Here is a 23,064-nt window from a genome sequence, read left to right on the forward strand (position 1 = left end):
CGAAAAATCTTGATACATTCTTACCGGCGGTTTGTGGACAGGAGGATCTTATGAAAACCGGCACCGTGACTGTAATACTCGCCTTATGTTTGCCGGTAACCGTCCTCGCCACGACGCTTCGTCTGTCAAATGATATCGATCTGCTGGTACTGGACGGCAAAAAGGTCTCCAGTTCTCTGCTGCGCGGCGCAGACAGTATTCAACTGGACAATGGTCCTCATCAGATTGTTTTCCGGGTTGAGAAAACCCTGCGGTTTAACAACCAGGAAGAGCGGCTGTATATTTCCCCACCACTGGTGATGAGCTTTGATACGCAACAGGTCGGTCAGGTTAATTTTCACCTGCCACGTCTGGAAAACGAACGCGACGCGGGCCATTTTGACGCCGCACCGCGTCTGGAACTTCTGGACGGCGACGCCATGCCTATCCCGGTAAAACTCGATATTCTTTCCCTGACCACACGAACAAAAATCATTGATTTTGAAGCCGAAACTGAGCGCTATAACAAAGCAGCGAAACCCGCGTCGCTGCGCCAGTTTGCCACGATGATGGCGGACGACAGCACGTTGCTTTCGGACGTTTCGGAGCTGGACACCGCTGTGCCGCAGTCGCAAACGCTCACCGAGCAACGGCTGAAATACTGGTTTCGTCAGGCCGATCCCCAAACCCGAAGCCGTTTTTTACGCTGGGCAGAAAAACAACCCTCTTCATGAGGTTGTTGTGCCGTGCGGCATTTTTTTTCTCTTTCTCTTGCAGCGTCAGTCACTTCCAGTACTCTGTAGCAAAGCCAACAACGGAATAAAAATATGGAACTGACAACCCGTACATTACCGGCGCGCAAACATATTGCGCTGGTCGCTCACGATCACTGCAAACAAATGCTGATGAACTGGGTGGAACGGCACCAGCCGCTGCTGGAAAAGCACGTTCTCTATGCCACCGGCACGACCGGGAACCTGATCCAGCGCGCAACAGGCCTGGACGTCAACGCGATGCTGAGCGGCCCAATGGGGGGCGATCAGCAGGTTGGCGCGCTGATCTCGGAAGGAAAAATTGATGTCCTGATCTTTTTCTGGGATCCGCTGAACGCGGTACCGCACGATCCGGACGTGAAAGCGCTGCTGCGTCTGGCGACTGTCTGGAATATTCCGGTCGCCACGAACGTCGCTACGGCGGATTTCATCATCCAGTCGCCTCACTTTAATGACGATATAGACGTCCTGATCCCGGACTACCCGCGCTATCTGGCGGAGCGTCTGAAGTAAACCGATTGAGGCGGCAACTGCCGCCTGATGTCAGGGCTTTCTGGCGACCGGCACATCAAGCGCTTTCAGGTCCGCAACAAAGCGTGACGGATTCTCTTTGTTATAAAGTAACCAGACGCGATGCCGAGCGCGCGTTAACGCAACGTAAAACAGGCGTCGCTCCTCGGCATCCGGGAAATCTTCCATCTGCGGCAGCAGCGCTTCTTCCATGATCGATTCCCGCGCCGGAGCCGGAAATCCATCGCTGCCCTCCTGCAAACCCACGACGATAACGTAATCTGCCTGCTGACCTTTACTGGCGTGGACAGTCATAAAATCAAGCTGCAGCTTCGGCCAGCGGGTCGCCGCTTTCTCCAGACTTTCTGGCCTGAGATGATGATAACGCGCCAGCACGAGGATCCGTTCATCCGCTTTTGCATAGCCGGAAAGCTTATCCAGCAGCGCGTCAAGCTGGGTTTCATCCAGCAGCGTCACCGCCTTTTTATCCCCTGTTGTCAGACTGTTCAACGGTTTGTTTAGCTGATGGGGATTCTGCTGGATAAAACGGTTCGCGACTTCGCCTATCCGGTTGTTGAAGCGATACGTAGTGTCTAGATCGCAGCGGTCTCCTTCGCCAAAGGTTTGATGGAAAGCGGTGGTTAATGAAAGCTGAGCGCCGCTGAATCGGTAAATAGCCTGCCAGTCATCGCCGACGGCAAACAGGGTGGTATGGCTGTTTTGCTTACGCAAGGCGGCCAGCAACGCCGCACGCTGTGGAGAGATATCCTGAAACTCATCCACCAGTATGTGCTTCCACGGGCTGATGAAGCGTCCTTTCTCCAGAATCACTATCGCCTGATGGATGAGTCCGGAAAAATCAACCGCGTTTTCAGCTTTCAGCGCGCTCTTCCAGGCCTTCAGCAACGGCGCCATCAATTTGATACGCTTGCTGAACAGATCGCGGATGTCCTCGGGCGCACTGGCGATCATTTCCGCCTGAGCGCCGCCGTGCATGCGCATCAGGCTGACCCAGCGATCCAGACGTGGCGCCAGACGGCGCTGTAACGTCTTATCATCCCAGAAGTTTCCTTCGGCCACCGTCCACTGCATTTCCTCTTCCAGCCACTGTCGCCAGCCCTTCGCCTGCGCCTTTTTCTCGCTGCACTGCTGACGCCACGTATTGATAAACAGCGTATTCCGCGCCGCGGCGTCATTTTCCAGTTTGCTGATGGTTGGCACTTTTTTACTGCCCTGCTGAATAATATGCAGCGCAAGGGCATGAAATGTGCGTGCGGTAATCTCATCGGTATGCAGACGCTCGCGGATACGCTCATCCATCTCCTGCGCCGCTTTACGCCCAAACGCCAAGAGCAGAATTTGCTCAGCGGCCGCGTCACCTCGCGCAAGAAGCCAGCCCGCCCGCGCCACCAGCACGGAGGTTTTACCGCTTCCCGCACCGGCCAGCACCAGCAGAGACTGTTCGCCATTTACCACCGCCCGCGCCTGAGCCGGATTTAACGGCGAGGATTCCACCTGCTGAAAGAACGCCGCATGTTCGCTCAGCATCGTTTCGGTATAAGCCTGGTTATGCCGCAGGCGACAACCTTCGATATCGTTAAGCCATGCCTGGCACTGCTGCAGCGCCTCGCGACAGTTATCGAACGCGTCAAGCCGGCTGACGGGCAACGGCAAGGCGGCAAACGCGCGCAGGATCTGCTGTCGTAAACCGGCGGTCTGCTCACGCGTTAGCCAGGCGTTTTGCCCCGTACGCGCGGCGATAGAGGCAAGCTGTTCCTGAAGTACGTCTGCGGCAACTTCACTCATCTCCTGGCTCCACTGCTGCCAGCGGGCATTGAGGTGATGGTGAAAACGCTGGGTTTCCGCCCATTCGGTTCCGTGTAGACGCACCACTTTTTCATCCGGGAGAACAAATTCCAGTTCACCCCACACCAGACCGCGCTTACAGTGAATAGCCATTAACTGATTGAACGGAATAAGGTATTCGTGGCGATCGCCCGACACTTTTATCCCGGCATTAAGAATCACCGCCCGATCGTAGGGGTGTTGCGCCAGACGTTTTCCCAAAGAAGTTGCTTTCAGTTCCATGACTCAGTCGATCCAGACAAAGAGGATTTCTTCTCAGTGTAACCGCCAGAGAATACGTGCTCCAGCCCAAAAAAACGTTACAATTGCCGACAATAACCAAAAACCAGAAGCAACCGAGGGTTTATGCGTACCGTTCTGAATATTTTGAATTTTGTGTTGGGTGGTTTTGCGACAACGCTGGCCTGGTTACTGGCGACGCTGGTCAGTATCGTTCTGATCTTCACTCTGCCCCTGACTCGTTCATGCTGGGAAATTACGAAACTGTCGCTGCTGCCTTATGGCAACGAAGCGATTCATGTTGATGAACTGAATCCGGCGGGCAAAAGCGCGCTGATGAATACCGGCGGGACGCTGTTGAATATTTTCTGGCTGGTTTGCTTTGGCTGGTGGCTGTGTCTGATGCACATCGCTTCCGGTATCGCCCAGTGCATCACCCTCATCGGTATCCCGGTTGGGATCGCAAACTTTAAAATTGCCGCTATTGCTCTGTGGCCGGTAGGACGGCGTGTTGTCTCGGTGGAAACCGCGCAGGCTGCGCGTGAAGCCAACGCGCGTCGCCGTTTTGAGTAATCAGGACTGAAAGCCGTTATGTTGAGTCCCCTGCTTCGCCGTTATACCTGGAACAGCACCTGGCTGTATTACGTGCGGATTTTTATCGCCCTGTGCGGCACGACCGCCCTTCCCTGGTGGCTGGGCGATGTTAAGCTGACTATCCCGTTGACTCTGGGGATGGTTGCCGCCGCGCTGACCGATCTCGACGATCGGCTTGCCGGGCGGTTGCGCAATCTGATCATCACGTTAATTTGTTTTTTCATTGCTTCCGCTTCAGTAGAACTGCTGTTTCCTTATCCCTGGCTGTTTGCTATTGGCCTGACGCTGTCGACCAGCGGGTTTATTCTGCTCGGCGGGCTTGGCCAGCGCTACGCCACAATTGCCTTTGGCGCGCTACTGATCGCCATTTACACCATGCTGGGAACGTCGTTGTATGCCGACTGGTATCAGCAGCCCGTTCTGCTGCTGGCGGGCGCTATCTGGTACAACGGGCTGACGCTCATTGGCCATCTCCTGTTTCCCATTCGCCCCCTGCAGGATAACCTGGCGCGCAGCTACGAGCAGTTAGCGCACTATCTGGAACTGAAATCGCGACTGTTTGACCCGGACATAGAAGATGAAAGCCAGGCGCCGTTATACGACCTTGCGCTGGCTAACGGCCAACTGATGGCGACGCTGAACCAGACTAAAGTCTCCCTGCTGAGTCGACTGCGCGGCGATCGCGGCCAGCGGGGAACGCGCCGTACTTTGCATTATTACTTCGTGGCTCAGGATATCCACGAACGCGCGAGTTCATCGCACATTCAGTATCAGACGCTGCGTGAGCATTTTCGCCACAGTGACGTCATGTTCCGCTTCCAGCGTCTGATGTCGATGCAGGGCCAGGCCTGCCTGCAGTTGTCACGCTCAATTTTGCTGCGTACGCCGTATCAGCACGACCCGCATTTTGAACGCGCCTTCACCCACCTGGATGCCGCGCTTGAGCGGATGCGCGCCGGCGGCGCGTCGGCTGATTTGCTGAAAACGCTGGGCTTTTTGCTGGCGAACCTGCGAGCTATTGATGCGCAACTGGCGACCATAGAATCAGAGCAGGCGCAGGCCATGCCGCGCGCGGAAACAGAAAATCAGCTCGCCGATGACAGTCCGCACGGTCTCAGCGATGTCTGGTTGCGCCTGAGCCGCAACTTCACGCCGGAATCCGCCCTGTTCCGCCATGCGGTGAGGATGTCGTTAGTGCTCTGCGTCGGTTACGCCATTATTCAGGTCACCGGTATGCATCATGGCTACTGGATCCTGTTGACCAGCCTGTTCGTTTGTCAGCCCAACTATAATGCGACCCGACACCGTCTGGCCTTGAGGATTATTGGTACGCTGGTCGGAGTGGCTATTGGCATTCCTGTCCTGTGGTTTGTGCCTTCGCTGGAAGGGCAACTTATCTTACTGGTCATCACCGGCGTCCTGTTTTTTGCCTTCCGTAACGTACAGTACGCCCACGCCACGATGTTTATTACCCTGCTGGTGCTGTTGTGCTTTAATCTGCTTGGCGAAGGTTTCGAGGTCGCGCTGCCGCGGGTCATAGACACGCTGATCGGTTGCGCCATCGCCTGGGCGGCGGTCAGCTTTATCTGGCCGGACTGGCGTTTTCGCAACCTGCCGCGGGTATTACAACGCGCAACCGATGCCAACTGCCGCTATCTTGACGCGATTCTTGAGCAATATCATCAGGGGCGCGACAATCGCCTGGCCTATCGCATTGCGCGACGAGATGCGCATAATCGCGATGCCGAACTGGCTTCCGTGGTGTCGAATATGTCGAGCGAACCGGACGTAACCGCCCAAACGCGTGAGGCAGCGTTCCGTTTACTCTGCCTCAACCATACGTTCACCAGCTACATTTCCGCGCTGGGGGCGCATCGTGAGCAACTGACCAACCCCGAGGTGCTGGCATTACTGGATGACGCCGTGTGCTACGTTGATGATGCCTTGCATCATCTCCCGGCTGATGAACAGCGCGTACAGCTGGCGTTGGCCGAACTCAAACACCGTATCCAGCAGCTTGAACCGCGTCCGGACAGCAAAGAGCCTCTGGTGGTTCAGCAGGTAGGACTGCTGGTGACGCTGCTGCCGGAAATTGGCCGACTGCAGCGCCAGATCACTCAATCTTCACCGGAAACAGCGGCTCCTTTGTCAGCGTCTTAACCCACGCCGCAAGCTCCTGGCGACGCGTCGCCGGAGTGCCGCTTCATGAATGCCATAAATTGCCCCTTCCAGAATGTAGAGGATTTTGTCGGTAATCGACTTGTTGATTTGTCTCAACCGAAGCCAGCACATTTTGGCGCCCAAAACACGGAGCGTACTGACATCATAAACACCCGCTTCGTTAAGCAGGCTCTCAAGATGAAAGGTCATATTGGGCAGATCTTTGAGCCGTTGCGTTGCCCCCCGCAGGTGTTTTTCTTTCAACGCCGCATCCAGGGAATATTTCGACAAGCGGATGAGTTTTTGCTGATCGCGCCAGAGACTTTCATCAACCTGATAGTAATTGAGCATGACGGGGCGTCCGCGCTTCATAAAGGTCAGCCAGACAGGTGAGTGCTTTACGCAGTACTGTACGCTTTGTTCACAGGCACGGAGATAAAGCTCGCCATCGGCGACCATGGCAAACACCGTGTCGTTGATGGTCAGGCTGTAGCTGCCAAACAGCGATCGATAACGGATAGTCCCCAGAGAAGATAAATATTCCTGTGATTTATTGATCCTGTCATAGGAGTGTACTTTCATAAAATTCCCTTTTAAATCATAAACTAAATAAATGATTTGCCGTCACGGATCCGTTAACGACGAAAATAGGCAACTTATTCTCAGGGGGCAAGTTGTATTTCGTTTTTACCGCAACGATGAATAAAAATTGCGAGTTTGTTTCCGAAAATAAAGTTGATCTTTCACGGCATCAGGGTTACTGTACATCCATACAGTAACTCACAGGGCTGGATTGATTATGTACACTTCAGGCTACGCAAATCGTTCTTCGTCATTCTCCTCAACAGCGAACAAAATGGCGCGCGTTTCAACCGAGAAAGCTACTGCCGGGCTTATCAGTGAAGTGGTCTATCGTGAAGACCAGCCCATGATGACGCAGTTACTGCTGTTACCGCTTCTCCAGCAGTTAGGGCAGCAGTCTCGCTGGCAGCTGTGGCTGACGCCGCAGCAAAAATTGAGCCGCGAATGGGTTCAGTCGGCCGGGTTGCCACTCTCTAAGGTCATGCAGATTCGTCAGCTCTCTCCCTGCCACACGCTGGAATCGATGGTTCGCGCATTGCGCACAGGCAACTACAGCGTGGTCATTGGCTGGCTGGCCGACGAGTTAACGGAAGAGGAGCATGCCGAATTGGTTAAAGCCGCTGATGAAGGAAATGCGATGGGGTTTATCATGCGCCCGGTTAGCGCGCATACCCATCCGACGAGACACCAAACTGGGCTAAAAATTCATTCAAATTTGTATCACTGAGTAAAATTAGGATTTATCCTGGAATTTTTTTTCGCCTTGTCCACTTTTTTTAAGGCGTATTGAATTTTTTGCGCGAACGCTTGTCGGAAGCGGTTTCCGCGTATTTTTCCTCGTAATTTCGACATCCAAAATGTTAAATATTTTGTATACAAGCGTTTTTTTTTCATATGCCTGACGGAGTTCACACTTGTAAGTTTCCAACTACGTTGTAGACTTTACATCGCCAGGGGTGCTCGGCATAAGCCGCAGATATCGGTAGAGTAACTATTGAGCAAGGCCCCCGGTGAAGGATTTAACCGTGTTATCTCGTTGGAGATATTCATGGCGTATTTTGGATGATAACGAGGCGCAAAAAATGAAAAAGACAGCTATCGCGATTGCAGTGGCACTGGCTGGTTTCGCTACCGTAGCGCAGGCCGCTCCGAAAGATAACACCTGGTACACTGGTGCTAAACTGGGCTGGTCTCAGTACCATGACACTGGTTTCATCAACAACAATGGCCCGACCCACGAAAACCAACTGGGCGCAGGTGCTTTTGGTGGTTATCAGGTTAACCCGTATGTTGGCTTTGAAATGGGTTACGACTGGTTAGGTCGTATGCCGTACAAAGGCGACAACATCAACGGCGCTTACAAAGCTCAGGGCGTTCAGCTGACCGCTAAACTGGGTTACCCAATCACTGACGATCTGGACATCTACACTCGTCTGGGTGGTATGGTATGGCGTGCAGACACCAAGGCTAACGTTCCTGGTGGCGCATCCTTCAAAGATCACGACACGGGTGTTTCCCCAGTATTCGCAGGTGGTATCGAGTGGGCTATGACTCGCGACATCGCTACCCGTCTGGAATACCAGTGGACCAACAACATCGGTGACGCTAACACCATCGGTACGCGTCCAGACAACGGTCTGCTGAGCGTGGGTGTTTCTTACCGTTTCGGTCAGCAGGAAGAAGCTGCGCCGATCGCTCCGGCACCGGCTCCGGCTCCAGAAGTACAGACCAAGCACTTCACTCTGAAGTCTGACGTTCTGTTCAACTTCAACAAAGCTACCCTGAAACCAGAAGGCCAGCAGGCTCTGGATCAGATGTACAGCCAGCTGAGCAACCTGGATCCGAAAGACGGTTCCGTAGTGGTTCTGGGCTTCACTGACCGTATCGGTTCTGACGCTTACAACCAGGGTCTGTCCGAGAAACGTGCTCAGTCTGTTGTTGATTACCTGATCTCTAAAGGTATCCCGGCTGACAAAATCTCCGCACGTGGTATGGGCGAATCCAACCCGGTTACTGGCAACACCTGTGACAACGTGAAAGCTCGCGCTGCCCTGATCGACTGCCTGGCCCCGGATCGTCGCGTTGAGATCGAAGTTAAAGGCGTTAAAGACGTTGTAACTCAGCCTCAGGCTTAAGTTTCCGTCTACTAAAAACCCCGCTTTGCGGGGTTTTTTTATACCATTTTTCAGCCGACATGCTATCAGTATAAACAGCTATTCCTTGCCCAACAGCGCCTGCAAATCCTGCTTTAGCGAGGACATTTTGCTGGCATACTTTTCTTTATTCTCGGCGTCTTCAATCAGTTGCACGATCGTCTCTGACAGAGTTTTACCACGCCGTTGCGCCAACCCCGCCAGTCTCTGCCAGACCATAAACTCCAGATCGATTGATTTTTTGCGCGTGTGCTGATGTTCAGCATTAAAGTGCCGTTTACGTCTTGCGCGTATTGTCTGCTTCATTCGGTTAAACAGCGCCGGATTCATATGCTCTTCAATCCAGACGTTCACCCGCACAGGTTCATTTTCGAGGGTAAGCAACATCTCCACGGCGTCCTGGGCAGCACTGGCTTCCACATAGCGGGTGATCAATTCTCCCTCGCGATGCTTCTTCACCAGATACTTCCACTTCCAACCGCTTTCAAGATTCTCAAGTTGTTGATATTTCATAGCGATCTCAATGTTACCGTGTCACTCTTATCAGAATATCAGCTTTTTCGCCTTTCGAAGAAAAGAATCTTCACGCTGTGAGCGACGCGACACCTGCCACGACGTTTTGCTCTCGCTTTCCCTGTGTGAAGCGGTGAGGTTTGCGGTATAATCGCGTCTTTTACAACAGACTAAAAAACATCAACTTTGACCATTACGAAACTTGCATGGCGTGATCTGGTTCCTGATACAGAAAGTTATCAGGAAATATTTGCACAGCCACACGTCATTGACGAAACCGACACGTTACTCAGTGATACTCAACCACGCTTACAGTTTGCCCTGGAGCAGTTATTACAGCCCAGAGCCTCTTCTCCTTTTATGTTGGCGAAAGCCCCCGAGGAGCTTGAGTATCTCAATCTTCTTGCAGAGGCTGCGCGCACGCTGCAACACGATGCCGGTCGCCTGACGGGCGGCCACTACGAGGTTTCCGGGCATACCATCCGTTATCGTGCGGCAGAACGCGCGGAAGATAATTTTGCGACCACTTCACAGGTGGTGATTGCCGACTGGGTAGAAGCGGAGCAGCTATTTGGCTGCCTGCGTCAGTTTAACGGCGACATCACTCTGCAACCGGGTCTGGTGCATCAGGCCAACGGCGGCGTGCTGGTGATCTCGCTGCGTACCCTGCTCGCCCAGCCGCTGCTGTGGATGCGCCTGAAAGCCATTGTCAGCCGCGAGCGCTTCGATTGGGTCGCCTTTGATGAATCTCGCCCACTGCCGGTTTCTGTGCCTTCAATGCCGTTGAAGCTCAGCGTGTTGCTGGTGGGCGAGCGCGAATCGCTGGCCGATTTCCAGGAGATGGAGCCGGAGCTTGCGGAACAGGCTATCTACAGCGAATTTGAAGATAATCTGCAAATTGTGGATGCAGAGTCCATGATTCAGTGGTGCCAGTGGGTGACCTGGATCGCAAAGCGTAACCAGTTGCCGACGCCCGCCCCTGACGCATGGGAAGTGCTGGTGCGTGAAGCCGTGCGCTATACCGGCGAGCAGGATACGCTGCCGCTGAATCCGCTGTGGATCATCAGGCAGTTCACTGAAGTGGCTCCGCTCTGCCAGAATGATCTTTGCAGCGGTGAGCAACTAAGCCTGATGCTGGCGCAGCGCGAATGGCGCGAAGGTTTTCTCGCGGAGCGCATGCAGGATGAAATCCTTCAGGAACAAATCCTGATTGAAACGGAAGGGGAACGCATCGGCCAAATCAATGCCCTGTCGGTGATTGAATTTCCGGGCCATCCGCGCGCTTTTGGCGAGCCTTCGCGCATCAGTTGCGTGGTACATATCGGCGACGGCGAATTCACCGATATTGAACGTAAAGCCGAGCTGGGCGGTAATATCCATGCGAAAGGCATGATGATCATGCAGGCGTTCCTGATGTCGGAACTTCAGCTTGAACAACAGCTTCCCTTCTCTGCTTCGCTGACATTCGAGCAGTCCTACAGTGAAGTGGACGGCGACAGCGCCTCGATGGCTGAACTTTGCGCCCTCATCAGCGCGCTGGCGGACGTGCCGGTTAATCAGAATATTGCGATTACCGGTTCCGTGGACCAGTTTGGCCGCGCTCAGCCGGTCGGCGGGTTAAACGAGAAAATCGAAGGCTTCTTCACCATCTGCCAGCAGCGTGAGCTGACCGGCAAGCAGGGCGTCATTATTCCGGCGGCCAACGTCAGGCATCTCAGTCTGCCACCCGCGCTACTGAAGGCTGTAGAAGAAGAAAAATTCACTATCTGGGCGGTGGATGACGTGACCGACGCGCTACCGCTGCTGTTAAATCTGGTGTGGGATGGCGAAGGCCAGACGACGCTGATGCAAACTATCCAGGAGCGTATCGCCCAGGCGACGCAACAGGAAGGACGTCATCGTTTTCCCTGGCCGCTGCGCTGGCTGAACTGGTTTGTTCCGAACTGATCGGACTTGTTCAGCGTACACGTGTTAGCTATCCTGCGTGCTTCACTAAAATAAGGCTTACAGAGAACATGGTAGATAAACGCGAATCCTATACAAAAGAAGACCTTCTTGCCTCTGGTCGCGGTGAACTGTTTGGCGCAAAAGGCCCACAATTGCCAGCGCCGAACATGCTGATGATGGACCGTGTCGTCAAAATGACCGAAACCGGCGGCAACTTCGACAAAGGTTATGTTGAAGCAGAACTGGATATCAATCCGGATCTTTGGTTCTTCGGATGCCACTTCATCGGCGATCCGGTTATGCCGGGCTGTCTGGGTCTGGACGCTATGTGGCAGTTGGTTGGATTCTATCTCGGCTGGCTCGGTGGCGAAGGTAAAGGCCGCGCTCTCGGCGTAGGCGAAGTGAAGTTTACCGGGCAGGTTCTGCCTACGGCGAAAAAAGTCACCTACCGTATCCACTTCAAGCGTATCGTTAACCGTCGCTTGATCATGGGTCTGGCTGATGGTGAAGTGCTGGTAGACGGTCGTCTGATCTACACCGCGAACGATCTGAAAGTCGGCCTGTTCCAGGACACATCCGCATTCTGATTTAGCCGCTGCAGCACTGTCAATGCACAGTAAATTGCGCGCTTAATAAGGCGAAACCTCCGCAACGCGGAGGTTTCTTTTTCTAAAGAGACAGAATCAGGCCATTACCACCCTGTCAGCCATGGCTTCTCGCCAACCTCCCAGCCAGTGCGACCTCTGATTCAGCGTCTGATAGGGACACATTTCTTTTGAGCGTCCGGCAATGCCGGCCTGATAACCACGTTGATGTGCCCGTTCCAGGCGATCTCGTTTTTGTCTCTTCATGCCTCGTTTCCCTCATACTTGTATCTGGTGGAAAAGAAAACAGTGATTACGAAATGTGCAATCACACTAAACGAATACCGCGAAACCCTTCTTGCGTCAATGCGCAAAATTCACACCAATGTCATATTTGTGAGCTACTGAATAACTCAGTTGTACAAAAAATGTGAGACGGAACAACTTCCTGTTTCCCGCGTCGGGCATAAAAAAACCGCCGTAAACGAGGGGTTCACGGCGGTAAGATTTACATAAGTTTAAACTAGCGAAGCTGCTTCAGTTCCTGTGCGATAGCGGCGGCCTCCTTACTCCACGCAGTCGCCAGCACTTTCACCATTTCATCGTAACCGTCTTTGGTCTGCACGGCTTCAATGTGGAAAGGACGCTTAATCAGCTGTCCCTGATGGTTCAGCAGCCATTCGCCGCTCACAATCACCTTGCCATCGTAGCGACCGTGAAAACCAGTGACCGTCACATTAAGCGTGTCCTGCATCGTTCCCAGCGGCTGAGAGGCGACTACCCATCCGGGCAACTGCGTACTCAGGTTGGCGACCAGTGTATTGCGTAGCTGTTGATCCAGCGGGCTGGCCCACAGGTTATTGTTGGCAATGACGTACTGGACGTCGCTGGTCTGATAAACCACTCCGTTTCCGGCGAGATAATCCGGCACCGCAACCTGCTCCACCCACAGCAGACGGTTGCTCTGACTCACCGTACTTTGCGCGCCGTTATGGGCAACCGGAAGCTGGTAATAGCTCTTATTTTCTCCACCTGAGCTGCATGACGTCAGCCAGAACGCCATCATCGCCACTAGCCACTTTTTCATTGTTTCGCCCTCTTAGGCTCTGGATCTTTCTTGTCCTTCGCTTCAAACACCAGCGCGTTGCTCTTTTCATTCAGGGTTTTCAGCACCGGTTGCAGCTCACGAAGCACCTGATCGAGACGCTGCATATCCGCAACCATCTTGTTGTAGGCGGCGGACCCCGGCTGGAAGCCCTGCATACTGCGGTTCAGTTCACGTAAGGTGTTCTGCATATCCGCTGGCAGCTGTTGCATCGACTGGCTGGAGGTAATCTTGTTCATATTGTCCAGCGTCGTTTGCAGATGCTTCATTGTGCGCTGGCTTTCCGACAGCGTATTGGTCGCCTGCTGGATCATCGGATTCAGCGGCAGGTTGTTGATCTTATCCAGCGCTTCCATCAGTCGCTGCTGGATCTGCGCCAGTCCCCCGCTTACCGTCGGGATGATTTGATAACCGTTAAATTCGCGAATACCGGTTAACGGCGGCTCTTTCGGATAGAAGTCGAGATCGACATACAACGCGCCGGTCACCAAATTGCCGGTTTTCAGCGAGCCACGCAGACCCCGTTTGAGCAGATCGGCCAGATGCGCACCGACGTCTGTCTCTTCACCCAGTTGCGCTTTCAGGCGTTCAGGTTCAATGCGCACCAGCACCGGAATGCGGTAATCGTTATTAAACACCTGACGCATGTTCGGCATAAAGAATGGCACCTTGCTCACGGTCCCCAGACGAATACCGCGGAACTCGAGCGGTGCGCCCGGCTGCAAACCGCGAATCGAATCTTTAAAGAACATCAGATAGTCGATATGGTCGGTATACAGCGAATCCTGAATGCTTCGTTGATCGTCATAAAGCCTGAAGGCGCTTTTTTCAGCTACCGGTTGGCCCTGTTCAAGCCCTTCCGGCACGTCAAAGCTAACACCGCCGCCAAACAGCGTACTGAGGGAGCCCATCTCAACGCGCATGCCCGCGGAAGTCAAATCCACCGCTATCCCACTGTCCTTCCAGAAACGCACATTGCTGGTGACCAGGCGATCGTTTGGCGCATTGATGAACAGCTGGTAGCTAATGGTACGCCGCTGCGCATCGAAAGTGCTGGTTTCAACGGAACCGACGCGATACCCGCGAAACAGTACCGGATCGCCCGGACTCAGCTGTCCGGCTTTTTTGCTGTCCAGCACAACACGGATACCTTTCGCATCGGGCGGCGCCAGCGGTGGGGAATCCAGCAACTGATAATTTTCCGGCTGGCTGCCTTTACGACCCGGCTGCAACTCAATATAAGCGCCGGAAAGCAGCGTACCCAGACCGCTGATCCCTTCGCGGCCCACCTGCGGCTTCACCACCCAGAAGACTGAGTCCTCATGCAGCAACTTTTCCATTCCGGAATTGAGGCGCGCTTTAATTTCTACATGTGTAAGATCGTCAGTCAGCGTCGCGCTTTCCACCACCCCGACGTCCACGCTTCGGCTCTTGATGGTGGTTTTCCCCCCTTCAATCCCCTCAGCGTTGGTGGTGATCAGGGTCACTTCCGGCCCCTGATGGCTGTAGTGATAAAACAGGACCCATGCCCCAATGAGTGCGGTGACGATGGGGAAAATCCACACGGGAGACCAGTTTTTCACCTTCTGAACTTTGGCTTCCCCATTTTTAGATTCCATGCTGTCCGGACTCCTCATGGTCTGGTTCACGATCCCACGTCAGACGCGGATCAAATGTCATCGCAGAAAACATTGTCATTATGACGACTAAAGCAAACATCAATGCACCCATCGCAGGATAAATATTCATTAGCCCTCCCATACGCACCAGCGCGGAGAGTACGGCAATCACAAACACGTCGATCATCGACCAGCGTCCGACAAATTCCACTACCTCATAAATCAGGTGCATGCGCTCGCTGTCGCGTCGGCCATGGCCTTTGGCATCCCAGCACAGCCAGGCTATCGCGATCATTTTCAGCGTCGGCACCATTATACTGGCGATAAAAATCACCGCCGCGACCGGGTAAGAGCCTTCGCTCCACAGCAACACCACCCCGGCCAGAATGGTCGAGGGCATTTTGGAGCCTAACAAATCGGTGATCATGATCGGCAGGATATTGGCCGGAAGATAGAGCATGATTGAAGTAAACAGTAACGCCAGCGTCCATTGCAGGCTGTTTCTGCGGCGCACGTAGCCCGTCGTCTGACAGCGCGGACAAACATGCTGCTCAGCTGGCAGGATTGCCGTACAACACGGACAGGAGCGCAGCCCCTGACGGATACCCGGCATGCCAGGATTCAGTGTTTGCCGGATAGCGGGCATCGGGGCAATATCGTCCCACAGCCAGCGGCGGTCGACGCACTGGAACGCGCGCAATTGCAGCACGCAAAACAGGCACCACGGAACAAAACTGCTGCCCACGCCAATATCGCCATACGCCATCAGCTTAACAAAGCTCACCAGCACGCCCGCGAGAAAGATCTCCGCCATCCCCCAGCTTTTCAACTGAAACAGGATACGCGCAAGCCATGCCTTAATCCGTCCAGGCATCTCTACCCTGTTCACCAGCAGCAAAATGGTCAATAAACAAAATGCCGGAACGAGTTGAACAAATAAGATAAAGAAGGTGCCGAGGCTGGCGTAATTTTCAGAAAAGAGCACGCCGGGAATTTCCAGCAGTTTAACTTCACTGTTCACCCCGGCGACATCCATGTTCACAAATGGGAACAAGTTTGACAAAAGCAGCATAAACAGCGCCGCTAATACGTAGGCAGTGGGACGCTGCCTCGGCGCGTCCCATTCTGTCGTCAACGTTGTGCCACATCGCGGGCATGCCGCTTTCTGCCCATGCTCAAGGTGGGGCAATGCCACCAGCATGTCACACTGCGGGCACAATATGTGCTTTGCGGCATGGTGATGTTCGCACATATGCGCTCCTTTCATTACGCGCCGTTTTTCAACGCTTCAAGGTATTCCCAGCGCTCGAAGGCCTGTTCAAGTTCCTGCTCCGCTTGCGCTAAGTCGCCGAGAACCTGCTGCGTTTGTTCATGTGGCTGGCTAAAAAAGGACGCATCCGCAACCTGCGCCTGTAACGCCTCCAGTTTCGCCTCCAGTTCTTCCAGCAACTGAGGCAACTGTTCCAGCTCGCGCTGCAGTTTATAGCTTAGTTTGCTACTGCCGCGTTTTACAATTTCTGCTTTTGGGGCAACCACTTCTTGCGCTTTCTTCACCGCTGACTGCGTAAACGCCAGATGCTGTTCCTGCTGCCCGCGCGCGTCGTGGTAACCGCCGACATAGCGGCCAATTTTGCCATTGCCTTCAAAGATCCAACATTCGGTCACGGTATTGTCGACAAACTGACGATCGTGACTAACCAGCAAAACGGTGCCCTGGTAACCGTCGATCAGTTCCTCCAGTAGCTCCAGCGTTTCGACGTCCAGATCGTTGGTAGGTTCATCGAGAATCAATAAATTGCTGGGCTTAAGGAACAGCCGCGCCAGCAACAGTCGGTTGCGTTCACCGCCGGAAAGCGCGCGCACCGGCGTCATCGCCCGCTTAGGATGGAACAGGAAGTCCTGCAGATAGCCCAGTACATGGCGTGGCTTGCCATTCACCATCACTTCCTGCTTACCTTCCGCCAGGTTATCCATGACCGTTTTATCCGGATCCAGCTCGGCACGGTGCTGATCGAAATAGGCTACTTCCAGCTTTGTGCCGACGTGGATACGCCCGCTGTCCGCCTTAAGCTGGCCCAGCATCAGTTTAAGCAACGTGGTTTTACCGCAGCCATTGGGGCCAATTAGCGCAATTTTGTCGCCGCGCTGCACCTGGGCGGAAAAATCGTTAACCAGCTGTTTGCCGTCGATCTGATAATTGACGTTTTCCATTTCAAAAACGATCTTGCCTGAGCGGGTTGCTTCTTCAACCTGCATCTTCGCGGTGCCCATCACTTCGCGGCGTTCGCTGCGTTCGCGTCGCATCGCTTTGAGCGCGCGCACGCGACCTTCATTACGGGTACGGCGGGCCTTGATCCCCTGGCGGATCCACACCTCTTCCTGCGCCAGTTTGCGGTCGAACTCGGCGTTCTGTAACTCTTCCACGCGCAACGCTTCTTCTTTTTCCAGCAGATAGTGATCGTAATTACCCGGATAGGTCACCAGCTTGCCGCGATCAAGATCGACAATACGGGTCGCCATGTTGCGAATAAAAGAGCGGTCGTGGGAGATGAAAATAATCGTCCCGTTGAACGACTTCAGGAAGCCCTCCAGCCAGTCGATGGTTTCAATATCGAGATGGTTAGTTGGTTCGTCCAGCAGCAGTACGCGCGGATTACTGACGAGCGCCCGGCCCAGCGCCGCCTTACGCAGCCAGCCACCGGAAAGCGCAGACAGCGCGGCGTTAGGATCGAGCCCCAACTGCGCCAATACTTCGTTGATCCGGTTTTCCAGTTGCCAAAGATTGTGGTGGTCGAGTTGCTCTTGCACCTTCGCCAGCTCGTTAAGGTTTCGCTCGCTCGGATCGGTCATCACCAGACGGGAAACGTCATGGTAACGCTTAAGGTATTCCGCCTGCTCCTCAATGCCTTCCGCGACAAAGTCGTACACGGTGCCTTCGACGTTACGCGGCGGATCCTGCTGCAACCGCGCGACGATCAGATCCTGTTCATAAATAATGCGACCGTCGTCCAGGCCCTGCTCACGGTTAAGGATCTTCATCAGCGTTGATTTTCCGGCGCCGTTGCGGCCCACCAGACAGACGCGTTCGTTATCTTCGATATGCAGTTCTGCGTTATCAAGAAGCGGCGCGTCGCTGAACGACAGCCATGCGCCATGCATACTGATTAATGACATTTACTTATCCTTTCAGGCTGCGGTAATCAGCCAGCAGTTGTGGATCTGGCGGTTGCGGGCAAAGTCCTGGGAAAGCGTTTTTTGGGTGATTTCTTGTGCTTTCAGCCCCAGCGCCGCCAGACCGTCGAGATCCATACGGAATCCGCGTTTATTGTTGGAGAACATGATCGTGCCGCCTTTACGCAGCAGACGCTTTAAATCTTTCATCAGCGCCAGGTGATCGCGCTGAACGTCAAACGCGTCCTCCATCCGCTTCGAGTTGGAGAACGTGGGCGGGTCGATAAAGATCAGGTCAAACTGTTCCGTCGCTTCGCGCAGCCAGGCGAGACAGTCGGCCTGAATCAGACGATGCGCGCGGCCACTTAAGCCATTCAGACGCAGGTTACGTTCCGCCCACTCCAGATAGGTTCGCGACATATCGACTGTCGTCGTACTACGCGCCCCGCCCAGGCCCGCATGGACGCTGGCGCTGCCGGTGTAAGAGAACAGGTTAAGGAAGTCTTTCCCCTTGCTCATCTGCCCCAGCATTCGACGGGCAATACGGTGATCAAGGAACAGGCCGGTATCAAGGTAGTCGGTGAGATTTACCCACAGGCGGGCGTTGTACTCACCGACTTCAATGAATTCGCCCTTCTCGTTCATCTTCTGATACTGGTTTTTCCCCTTTTGCCGTTCACGGGTTTTCAGCACCAGCTTGTTTGGCGCAATGTCGAGTACCGACAGCGTTGCCGCAATAATGTCAAACAGCCGCTGACGCGCCTTTTGCGCATCCACGGTTTTCGGCGGCGCGTATTCCTGGATAACCACCCAGTCAGCGTAACGATCCACCGCGACGTTATATTCCGGCAGGTCGGCATCGTACAGGCGATAGCAATCAATGCCTTCCTGACGGGCCCATTTATCCAGCTTTTTGATGTTTTTACGCAGACGGTTAGCGTAATCTTCCGCCACCGTGGCCGGTTTGCTGTCCGGCGTGGTTTCGGCGATATGATAATTTTTCTGCACACAGTCCAACGGGCCGTTTTTCGCTTTGAACTGCTTGTCAGCGCGCAGTTGCAGGCTGCTGAGCAGATCCGGTGAAGCGCTGAACAGCGACAGATTCCAGCCGCCAAACTGGTTCTTCATCGTGCGCCCAAGCAGGCTGTGCAGCGCAATCAGCGCCGGCTCGCTGTCCAGACGCTCACCGTACGGCGGGTTGCTGATCACCGTCCCGTACGGTCCTGTCGGCAGCGGGTTGCTCAGTTGCGCTACGTCTTTCACCTCAAACGAGATCAGCTCGCCGATCCCCGCGCGACGGGCGTTGCTGCGCGCGCGTTCGATCACCCGCGCGTCGCTATCGGAGCCGTAAAAACGCGAACCATAATCCGCCAGACCTTTGCGCGCTCGGGTTTGCGCGTCGGCTTTCACTTCCTGCCAGATGGCTTCGTCGTGTTGCGCCCAGCCACTAAAGCCCCAGCGCCCACGGTGCAGACCCGGCGCGCGATCGGTGGCCCACATTGCCGCTTCAATCAGCAACGTGCCGGAACCACACATCGGATCAAGCAGCGGCGTCCCCGGTTGCCAGCCGGAACGCATCACAATCGCCGCGGCCAGCGTCTCCTTGATGGGCGCAAGACCGGTTCGGTCGCGATAGCCGCGCAGATGCAGGCCGTCACCGCTTAAGTCCAGCGCGATACTGGCGGTGTCTTTATTCAGCCAGACGTTAACGCGGATATCCGGCGATTCACGGTCCACATTCGGACGCGGTAAATTCTTACGGGTAAAGGAATCCACAATCGCGTCTTTTACCTTCAGCGCGCCGTACTGGCTGTTGCGGATGGTGTCGTTCAGGCCGCTAAAGTGAACAGCAAAGGTGGCATCCGGGGAAAACATCGCCGTCCAGTCGATCGCCATAACCCCCAGATAGAGATCTAAGTCACTGTAAACTTTGCACTCACTCAACGGTAAAATAATGCGCGAGGCCAGGCGACTCCACATCAGGCTCTGGTAAACAAGCCGGGTGTCGCCCTTGAAATGGACACCACCCTGAACAACCTGACACTCTACGGCGCCGAGGCTTTCCAGTTCAGTTTTTAACAGCTCTTCCAGCCCACGGGCCGTACTGGCAAACAAAGAATTCATATCGTCACTTATACTCGAAGAAAATTGCTGCGCATTATAGCTAAACTGACGCCTATGTCATAAAGTTGAAGGCTTATTTCTTTCGAGGGACTGTACCGTGTTGACGTTAACCCGCCTATTCATTCACCCCGTCAAATCCATGCGCGGCATTGGATTGACCCATGCACTGGCAGACGTCAGCGGACTGGCTTTCGATCGGATTTTTATGATAACCGAAGCGGACGGCACCTTCATTACCGCCCGTCAGTTTCCGCAGATGGTACGTTTTACCCCCTCTCCTCTGCATGATGGCCTGCATCTGACCGCGCCGGATGGCAGTTCCGCCATCGTCCGGTTTAACGATTTCGCCGCACAGGACGCGCCGACGGAAGTATGGGGGAATCATTTTACCGCCCGCATCGCACCGGAGGCCATCAACCAGTGGCTGAGCGGCTTCTTTTCCCGCACCGTGCAGTTGCGCTGGGTCGGGCCTCAACTCACCCGCCGGGTTAAGCGCCATGCGAGCGTCCCACTCTCCTTTGCCGATGGCTATCCTTATCTGCTGGTGAATGACGCCTCGCTGCGCGATCTTCAGCAGCGTTGCCCGGCAGGGGTTCAGGTTGAACAGTTCCGCCCGAATCTGGTGGTTTCTGGTGCCAGCGCGTGGGAAGAGGACACCTGGAAAGTGATTCGCATCGGCGACGTTATCTTTGACGTGGCGAAACCCTGCAGTCGCTGCATTTTTACCACCGTCAGTCCGGAAAAGGGGCAGAAACACTCGTCGGGTGAACCGCTGGCGACGCTTCAGACCTTCCGCACCGCGTCGGATAATGGCGATGTGGATTTCGGTCAGAATCTGATCGCCCGAAACAGCGGCGTCGTCCGGGTCGGCGATGAGGTGGAGATTTTGTCAACCGGCCCCGCGCGCGTCTATGGCGCGGCCGATACGGATGACATCCCCGACGCCGCGCCGCAGGCAGACGCCTCGGTCAGCATTGACTGGCAGGGGCAGGCATTTCGGGGTAATAATCAGCAGGTGCTGCTTGAACAACTGGAAAACCAGGGAATTCGCATACCCTATTCTTGTCGGGCGGGGATTTGCGGCTGCTGTCGTATCACATTGCTGGAAGGCGAAGTGACTCCGCTGAAAAAGTCCGCGCTGGGCCCGGACGGCACAATTCTGAGCTGTAGCTGTGTGCCAAAAAGCGCGCTGAAGCTGGCGCGTTAAACCGCCTGTTCCAGACTGTAGCTGCTGGCGGTCAACTGCGGCTTCAGTCTGTCGTTCATGATCTTTATCGCATCGCCAAGCTGCATCGTTCGTCCCGCCACCACGACGCCGGGCTGAGCAAGTAAGCACAGCGCGGCGTTGTCGCCAGGTTCCACCACCAGCAAATTGACCTGTTCCTGGGTATCGCTTAACCAGACGCAGGCGGTATCGCCTGTCGTCGGCGACCAGTTATCATTATGCGCCACAAAGTGCCAGCTTTTCGGCATTTGCGGCTTCAGATAACGAATCGCCACCAGCGCATTGAGCACCAGTTCCGCTTTTTGTTCCCGGGAAAGCTCCAGGTCACGGCATTTTTCTTCAAAGGAGAAGTAAAGCGCTGCGTCATCGACGCAGAAACCAGACGGCGAAAATGCATCCGGGGTGAGCATTTTGCGGGCAAAACGCGAGCGAAATAACATGCCATTGGCTAAATCGAGCATCATACGGTCATGCTCTTCGTCATAATACCAGCGCCAGTTATCGTCAGGTTTAATTCGCATTTTTCTCTCCCCTCTCCATTGACCTGTTGCAAAATTGTCCCTTTTTGCCGCTTCGCTTATTGCTTTTATAAGCAAAGCTTAAAATGTCTAAATAAGCAACAGTGAAAGAATATAAAACAACCAGGCGCGGAAATAAACCCCTGGTTGTCTGATATTCTGATATAGCGCGGGAAAAAAAATCAAATATGGGTAACGATTTCTTTAATCAGCGGCGGACCTTTAAAAATAAAACCGGAATAAATCTGTACCAGTGTTGCCCCGGCGGCCATCTTCTCGCGGGCGGCGATGACCGAGTCGATCCCACCTACGCCAATAATGGGCAGTTGGCCTTTTAATTCCTGGGAAAGTCGACGGATAATTTCTGTGCTTTTTAATTGCAGCGGACGACCACTTAAACCGCCCGTTTGATCGCAATTTTTCATTCCCTGGACCAGAGAACGATCGAGTGTTGTATTGGTCGCAATAACACCATCAATATTATGGCGAACTAAACTGTCGGCAACCTGGATCAGTTCGTCTTCTGAAAGATCCGGCGCGATCTTGACGGCGATCGGAACATATTTTTGATGGATCGTTTGCAGATCGTTTTGTTTATTTTTAATTGCGCTTAGCAGATCGTCCAACGCGTCGCCATATTGTAAGGTACGTAATCCCGGTGTATTTGGCGAGGAGATATTAATCGCGATGTAACCGGCATAAGCGTAGATTTTTTCCATACAAATCAGATAGTCATCTTTACCCTGCTCGACCGGTGTGTCTTTATTTTTACCGATATTAATGCCGAGCACGCCGTCATAATGGGCCTTTTTAACATTCTCAACCAGGTTATCCACCCCGTGATTATTAAAGCCCATGCGGTTGATCAACCCTTCAGCATCAACCAGGCGAAAGAGCCGCGGCTTGTCGTTGCCTGGCTGCGGACGTGGAGTAACGGTGCCGATCTCGATCGAACCAAACCCCATCGCGCCCAGGGCGTCGATACATTCGCCGTCTTTATCCAGACCGGCAGCCAGTCCAAGGGGATTCTTAAAGGTTAACCCCATGCAAGTGACCGGCCTGGCTGGTACTTTCTGGCGGACTAACGCTTCAAAAGGCGTACCCTTAATGCGGCGTAATTGCTGAAACGTAAATTCATGAGCGCGCTCTGGATCGAGCTGAAAAAGGGCTTTACGAACGAAGGGGTAGTACATGAACTCTCCTGGATTCCCGGTATGCAGACCGGGGGCGTATTATGGGTGATATCGCACAAAAAGGGAATTGACCTGCGGCAATAAAAAGCAATCGTTTCCCCCGCTGTACCCTTTTTATGCTTTTTTCACATTTTCTATCCCGCATAAATCATTTCGGTTCCCGCCTCTCCTCTGACAGACTGCAAAAAATGTTATCAATGTTACTTAAAAGCAAACATTAAGTTATAAG

At 54.0% G+C, this 23,064-nt stretch carries 19 protein-coding genes and 1 pseudogene; 9 read left to right on the forward strand and 11 right to left on the reverse strand.

Annotated features, from left to right (window positions below; all coding sequences use genetic code 11):
* The first annotated feature begins 50 nt into the window (after nt 1-50).
* A complete protein-coding gene (locus HVX72_RS13290) occupies nt 51-713 on the forward strand; it encodes a DUF2057 family protein (RefSeq protein WP_042287992.1) in 663 nt (220 codons plus the stop codon).
* Nucleotides 714-806: 93 nt separating this feature from the next.
* Nucleotides 807-1,265, forward strand: a complete 459-nt coding sequence (gene mgsA / locus HVX72_RS13295) for a methylglyoxal synthase (RefSeq protein ID WP_042287996.1) — start codon at nt 807-809, stop codon at nt 1,263-1,265.
* A gap of 30 nt (nt 1,266-1,295) precedes the next feature.
* On the opposite strand, the gene helD is transcribed toward mgsA, so the two are convergent.
* Entirely contained in the window at nt 1,296-3,350 is a 2,055-nt protein-coding gene (gene helD / locus HVX72_RS13300; protein ID WP_181821553.1) for a DNA helicase IV, read from the reverse strand.
* A 123-nt stretch (nt 3,351-3,473) separates the two neighbouring features.
* Here helD and HVX72_RS13305 point away from each other — a divergent pair, with 123 nt between their 5' ends.
* Together HVX72_RS13305 and yccS are read left to right on the forward strand one after the other, a co-directional pair.
* Nucleotides 3,474-3,920: a YccF domain-containing protein gene (locus HVX72_RS13305; RefSeq protein WP_042288001.1), complete on the forward strand. Its 447-nt coding sequence runs from the start codon at nt 3,474-3,476 to the stop codon at nt 3,918-3,920.
* A gap of 18 nt (nt 3,921-3,938) precedes the next feature.
* A complete protein-coding gene (yccS, locus tag HVX72_RS13310; protein WP_181821554.1) occupies nt 3,939-6,101 on the forward strand; it encodes a YccS family putative transporter in 2,163 nt (720 codons plus the stop codon).
* Here the strand turns inward: yccS and HVX72_RS13315 are convergent.
* A pseudogene (locus HVX72_RS13315) lies at nt 6,055-6,683 on the reverse strand (TfoX/Sxy family DNA transformation protein). The gene yccS and the pseudogene HVX72_RS13315 overlap by 47 nt on opposite strands.
* 217 nt (nt 6,684-6,900) lie before the next feature.
* Here HVX72_RS13315 and sulA point away from each other — a divergent pair.
* Together sulA and ompA are read left to right on the forward strand one after the other, a co-directional pair.
* Nucleotides 6,901-7,410, forward strand: coding sequence for an SOS-induced cell division inhibitor SulA (gene sulA, locus HVX72_RS13320; RefSeq protein ID WP_042288011.1), 510 nt, complete (start codon nt 6,901-6,903; stop codon nt 7,408-7,410).
* Between the two features lie 355 nt (nt 7,411-7,765).
* A complete protein-coding gene (gene ompA / locus HVX72_RS13325; protein WP_042288222.1) occupies nt 7,766-8,818 on the forward strand; it encodes a porin OmpA in 1,053 nt (350 codons plus the stop codon).
* A 78-nt stretch (nt 8,819-8,896) separates the two neighbouring features.
* Here ompA and matP read toward each other — a convergent pair whose 3' ends face one another.
* Complete coding sequence (gene matP, locus HVX72_RS13330; RefSeq protein WP_042288017.1) at nt 8,897-9,349, reverse strand: macrodomain Ter protein MatP; 453 nt, start codon at nt 9,347-9,349, stop codon at nt 8,897-8,899.
* 186 nt (nt 9,350-9,535) lie between these two features.
* On the opposite strand from matP, the gene HVX72_RS13335 reads away from it, so the two are divergent.
* The gene (locus HVX72_RS13335) at nt 9,536-11,296 is read left to right on the forward strand and encodes a Lon protease family protein (RefSeq protein WP_181821555.1); all 1,761 of its coding nucleotides are present in this window, start codon (nt 9,536-9,538) and stop codon (nt 11,294-11,296) included.
* A gap of 68 nt (nt 11,297-11,364) precedes the next feature.
* The gene (gene fabA / locus HVX72_RS13340; RefSeq protein ID WP_000227926.1) at nt 11,365-11,883 is read left to right on the forward strand and encodes a bifunctional 3-hydroxydecanoyl-ACP dehydratase/trans-2-decenoyl-ACP isomerase; all 519 of its coding nucleotides are present in this window, start codon (nt 11,365-11,367) and stop codon (nt 11,881-11,883) included.
* 96 nt (nt 11,884-11,979) lie between these two features.
* Here fabA and rmf read toward each other — a convergent pair whose 3' ends face one another.
* The 6 genes from rmf to rlmKL all read right to left on the reverse strand — a co-directional run bounded on the left by rmf (nt 11,980) and on the right by rlmKL (nt 19,899).
* Nucleotides 11,980-12,147 carry a ribosome modulation factor gene (rmf, locus tag HVX72_RS13345; RefSeq protein ID WP_012905338.1) on the reverse strand — a complete coding sequence of 56 codons (168 nt, stop codon included), beginning with the start codon at nt 12,145-12,147 and terminating at the stop codon, nt 11,980-11,982.
* A 256-nt stretch (nt 12,148-12,403) separates the two neighbouring features.
* On the reverse strand, nt 12,404-12,967 hold the full coding sequence (pqiC, locus tag HVX72_RS13350; RefSeq protein WP_181821556.1) for a membrane integrity-associated transporter subunit PqiC: 564 nt from the start codon (nt 12,965-12,967) through the stop codon (nt 12,404-12,406).
* On the reverse strand, nt 12,964-14,604 hold the full coding sequence (gene pqiB / locus HVX72_RS13355) for an intermembrane transport protein PqiB (protein WP_060569555.1): 1,641 nt from the start codon (nt 14,602-14,604) through the stop codon (nt 12,964-12,966). Before pqiB ends, pqiC begins: the two co-directional genes overlap by 4 nt.
* Nucleotides 14,594-15,856, reverse strand: coding sequence for a membrane integrity-associated transporter subunit PqiA (gene pqiA, locus HVX72_RS13360; protein WP_181821557.1), 1,263 nt, complete (start codon nt 15,854-15,856; stop codon nt 14,594-14,596). Before pqiA ends, pqiB begins: the two co-directional genes overlap by 11 nt.
* A 14-nt stretch (nt 15,857-15,870) precedes the next feature.
* Complete coding sequence (locus HVX72_RS13365; protein ID WP_060569554.1) at nt 15,871-17,778, reverse strand: ABC transporter ATP-binding protein; 1,908 nt, start codon at nt 17,776-17,778, stop codon at nt 15,871-15,873.
* Nucleotides 17,779-17,790: 12 nt separating this feature from the next.
* Complete coding sequence (gene rlmKL, locus HVX72_RS13370; RefSeq protein WP_181821558.1) at nt 17,791-19,899, reverse strand: bifunctional 23S rRNA (guanine(2069)-N(7))-methyltransferase RlmK/23S rRNA (guanine(2445)-N(2))-methyltransferase RlmL; 2,109 nt, start codon at nt 19,897-19,899, stop codon at nt 17,791-17,793.
* Nucleotides 19,900-19,996: 97 nt separating this feature from the next.
* Here rlmKL and HVX72_RS13375 point away from each other — a divergent pair, with 97 nt between their 5' ends.
* On the forward strand, nt 19,997-21,106 hold the full coding sequence (locus tag HVX72_RS13375; RefSeq protein WP_181821559.1) for a YcbX family protein: 1,110 nt from the start codon (nt 19,997-19,999) through the stop codon (nt 21,104-21,106).
* On the opposite strand, the gene zapC is transcribed toward HVX72_RS13375, so the two are convergent.
* Nucleotides 21,103-21,645, reverse strand: coding sequence for a cell division protein ZapC (gene zapC, locus HVX72_RS13380; protein ID WP_042288043.1), 543 nt, complete (start codon nt 21,643-21,645; stop codon nt 21,103-21,105). The genes HVX72_RS13375 and zapC overlap by 4 nt on opposite strands.
* A gap of 179 nt (nt 21,646-21,824) precedes the next feature.
* Complete coding sequence (gene pyrD / locus HVX72_RS13385; protein ID WP_042288046.1) at nt 21,825-22,835, reverse strand: quinone-dependent dihydroorotate dehydrogenase; 1,011 nt, start codon at nt 22,833-22,835, stop codon at nt 21,825-21,827.
* Nucleotides 22,836-23,064 lie beyond the last annotated feature (229 nt).

It is taken from the genome of Citrobacter sp. RHB21-C05, assembly GCF_013889015.1.
In the GTDB taxonomy this organism is placed as follows: domain Bacteria; phylum Pseudomonadota; class Gammaproteobacteria; order Enterobacterales; family Enterobacteriaceae; genus Citrobacter_A; species Citrobacter_A sedlakii.

Bases quoted from the DNA above. Each gene is read 5' to 3' on its own strand.
- HVX72_RS13365 (WP_060569554.1), bottom strand. From the start codon at position 17,778: ATGTCATTAATCAGTATGCATGGCGCATGGCTGTCGTTCAGCGACGCG.
- yccS (WP_181821554.1), top strand. From the start codon at position 3,939: ATGTTGAGTCCCCTGCTTCGCCGTTATACCTGGAACAGCACCTGGCTG.
- HVX72_RS13305 (WP_042288001.1), top strand. From the start codon at position 3,474: ATGCGTACCGTTCTGAATATTTTGAATTTTGTGTTGGGTGGTTTTGCG.
- fabA (WP_000227926.1), top strand. From the start codon at position 11,365: ATGGTAGATAAACGCGAATCCTATACAAAAGAAGACCTTCTTGCCTCT.
- pqiC (WP_181821556.1), bottom strand. From the start codon at position 12,967: ATGAAAAAGTGGCTAGTGGCGATGATGGCGTTCTGGCTGACGTCATGC.
- HVX72_RS13290 (WP_042287992.1), top strand. From the start codon at position 51: ATGAAAACCGGCACCGTGACTGTAATACTCGCCTTATGTTTGCCGGTA.
- pyrD (WP_042288046.1), bottom strand. From the start codon at position 22,835: ATGTACTACCCCTTCGTTCGTAAAGCCCTTTTTCAGCTCGATCCAGAG.
- zapC (WP_042288043.1), bottom strand. From the start codon at position 21,645: ATGCGAATTAAACCTGACGATAACTGGCGCTGGTATTATGACGAAGAG.
- pqiA (WP_181821557.1), bottom strand. From the start codon at position 15,856: ATGTGCGAACATCACCATGCCGCAAAGCACATATTGTGCCCGCAGTGT.
- rmf (WP_012905338.1), bottom strand. From the start codon at position 12,147: ATGAAGAGACAAAAACGAGATCGCCTGGAACGGGCACATCAACGTGGT.
- helD (WP_181821553.1), bottom strand. From the start codon at position 3,350: ATGGAACTGAAAGCAACTTCTTTGGGAAAACGTCTGGCGCAACACCCC.
- matP (WP_042288017.1), bottom strand. From the start codon at position 9,349: ATGAAATATCAACAACTTGAGAATCTTGAAAGCGGTTGGAAGTGGAAG.
- ompA (WP_042288222.1), top strand. From the start codon at position 7,766: ATGAAAAAGACAGCTATCGCGATTGCAGTGGCACTGGCTGGTTTCGCT.
- sulA (WP_042288011.1), top strand. From the start codon at position 6,901: ATGTACACTTCAGGCTACGCAAATCGTTCTTCGTCATTCTCCTCAACA.
- rlmKL (WP_181821558.1), bottom strand. From the start codon at position 19,899: ATGAATTCTTTGTTTGCCAGTACGGCCCGTGGGCTGGAAGAGCTGTTA.
- mgsA (WP_042287996.1), top strand. From the start codon at position 807: ATGGAACTGACAACCCGTACATTACCGGCGCGCAAACATATTGCGCTG.
- pqiB (WP_060569555.1), bottom strand. From the start codon at position 14,604: ATGGAATCTAAAAATGGGGAAGCCAAAGTTCAGAAGGTGAAAAACTGG.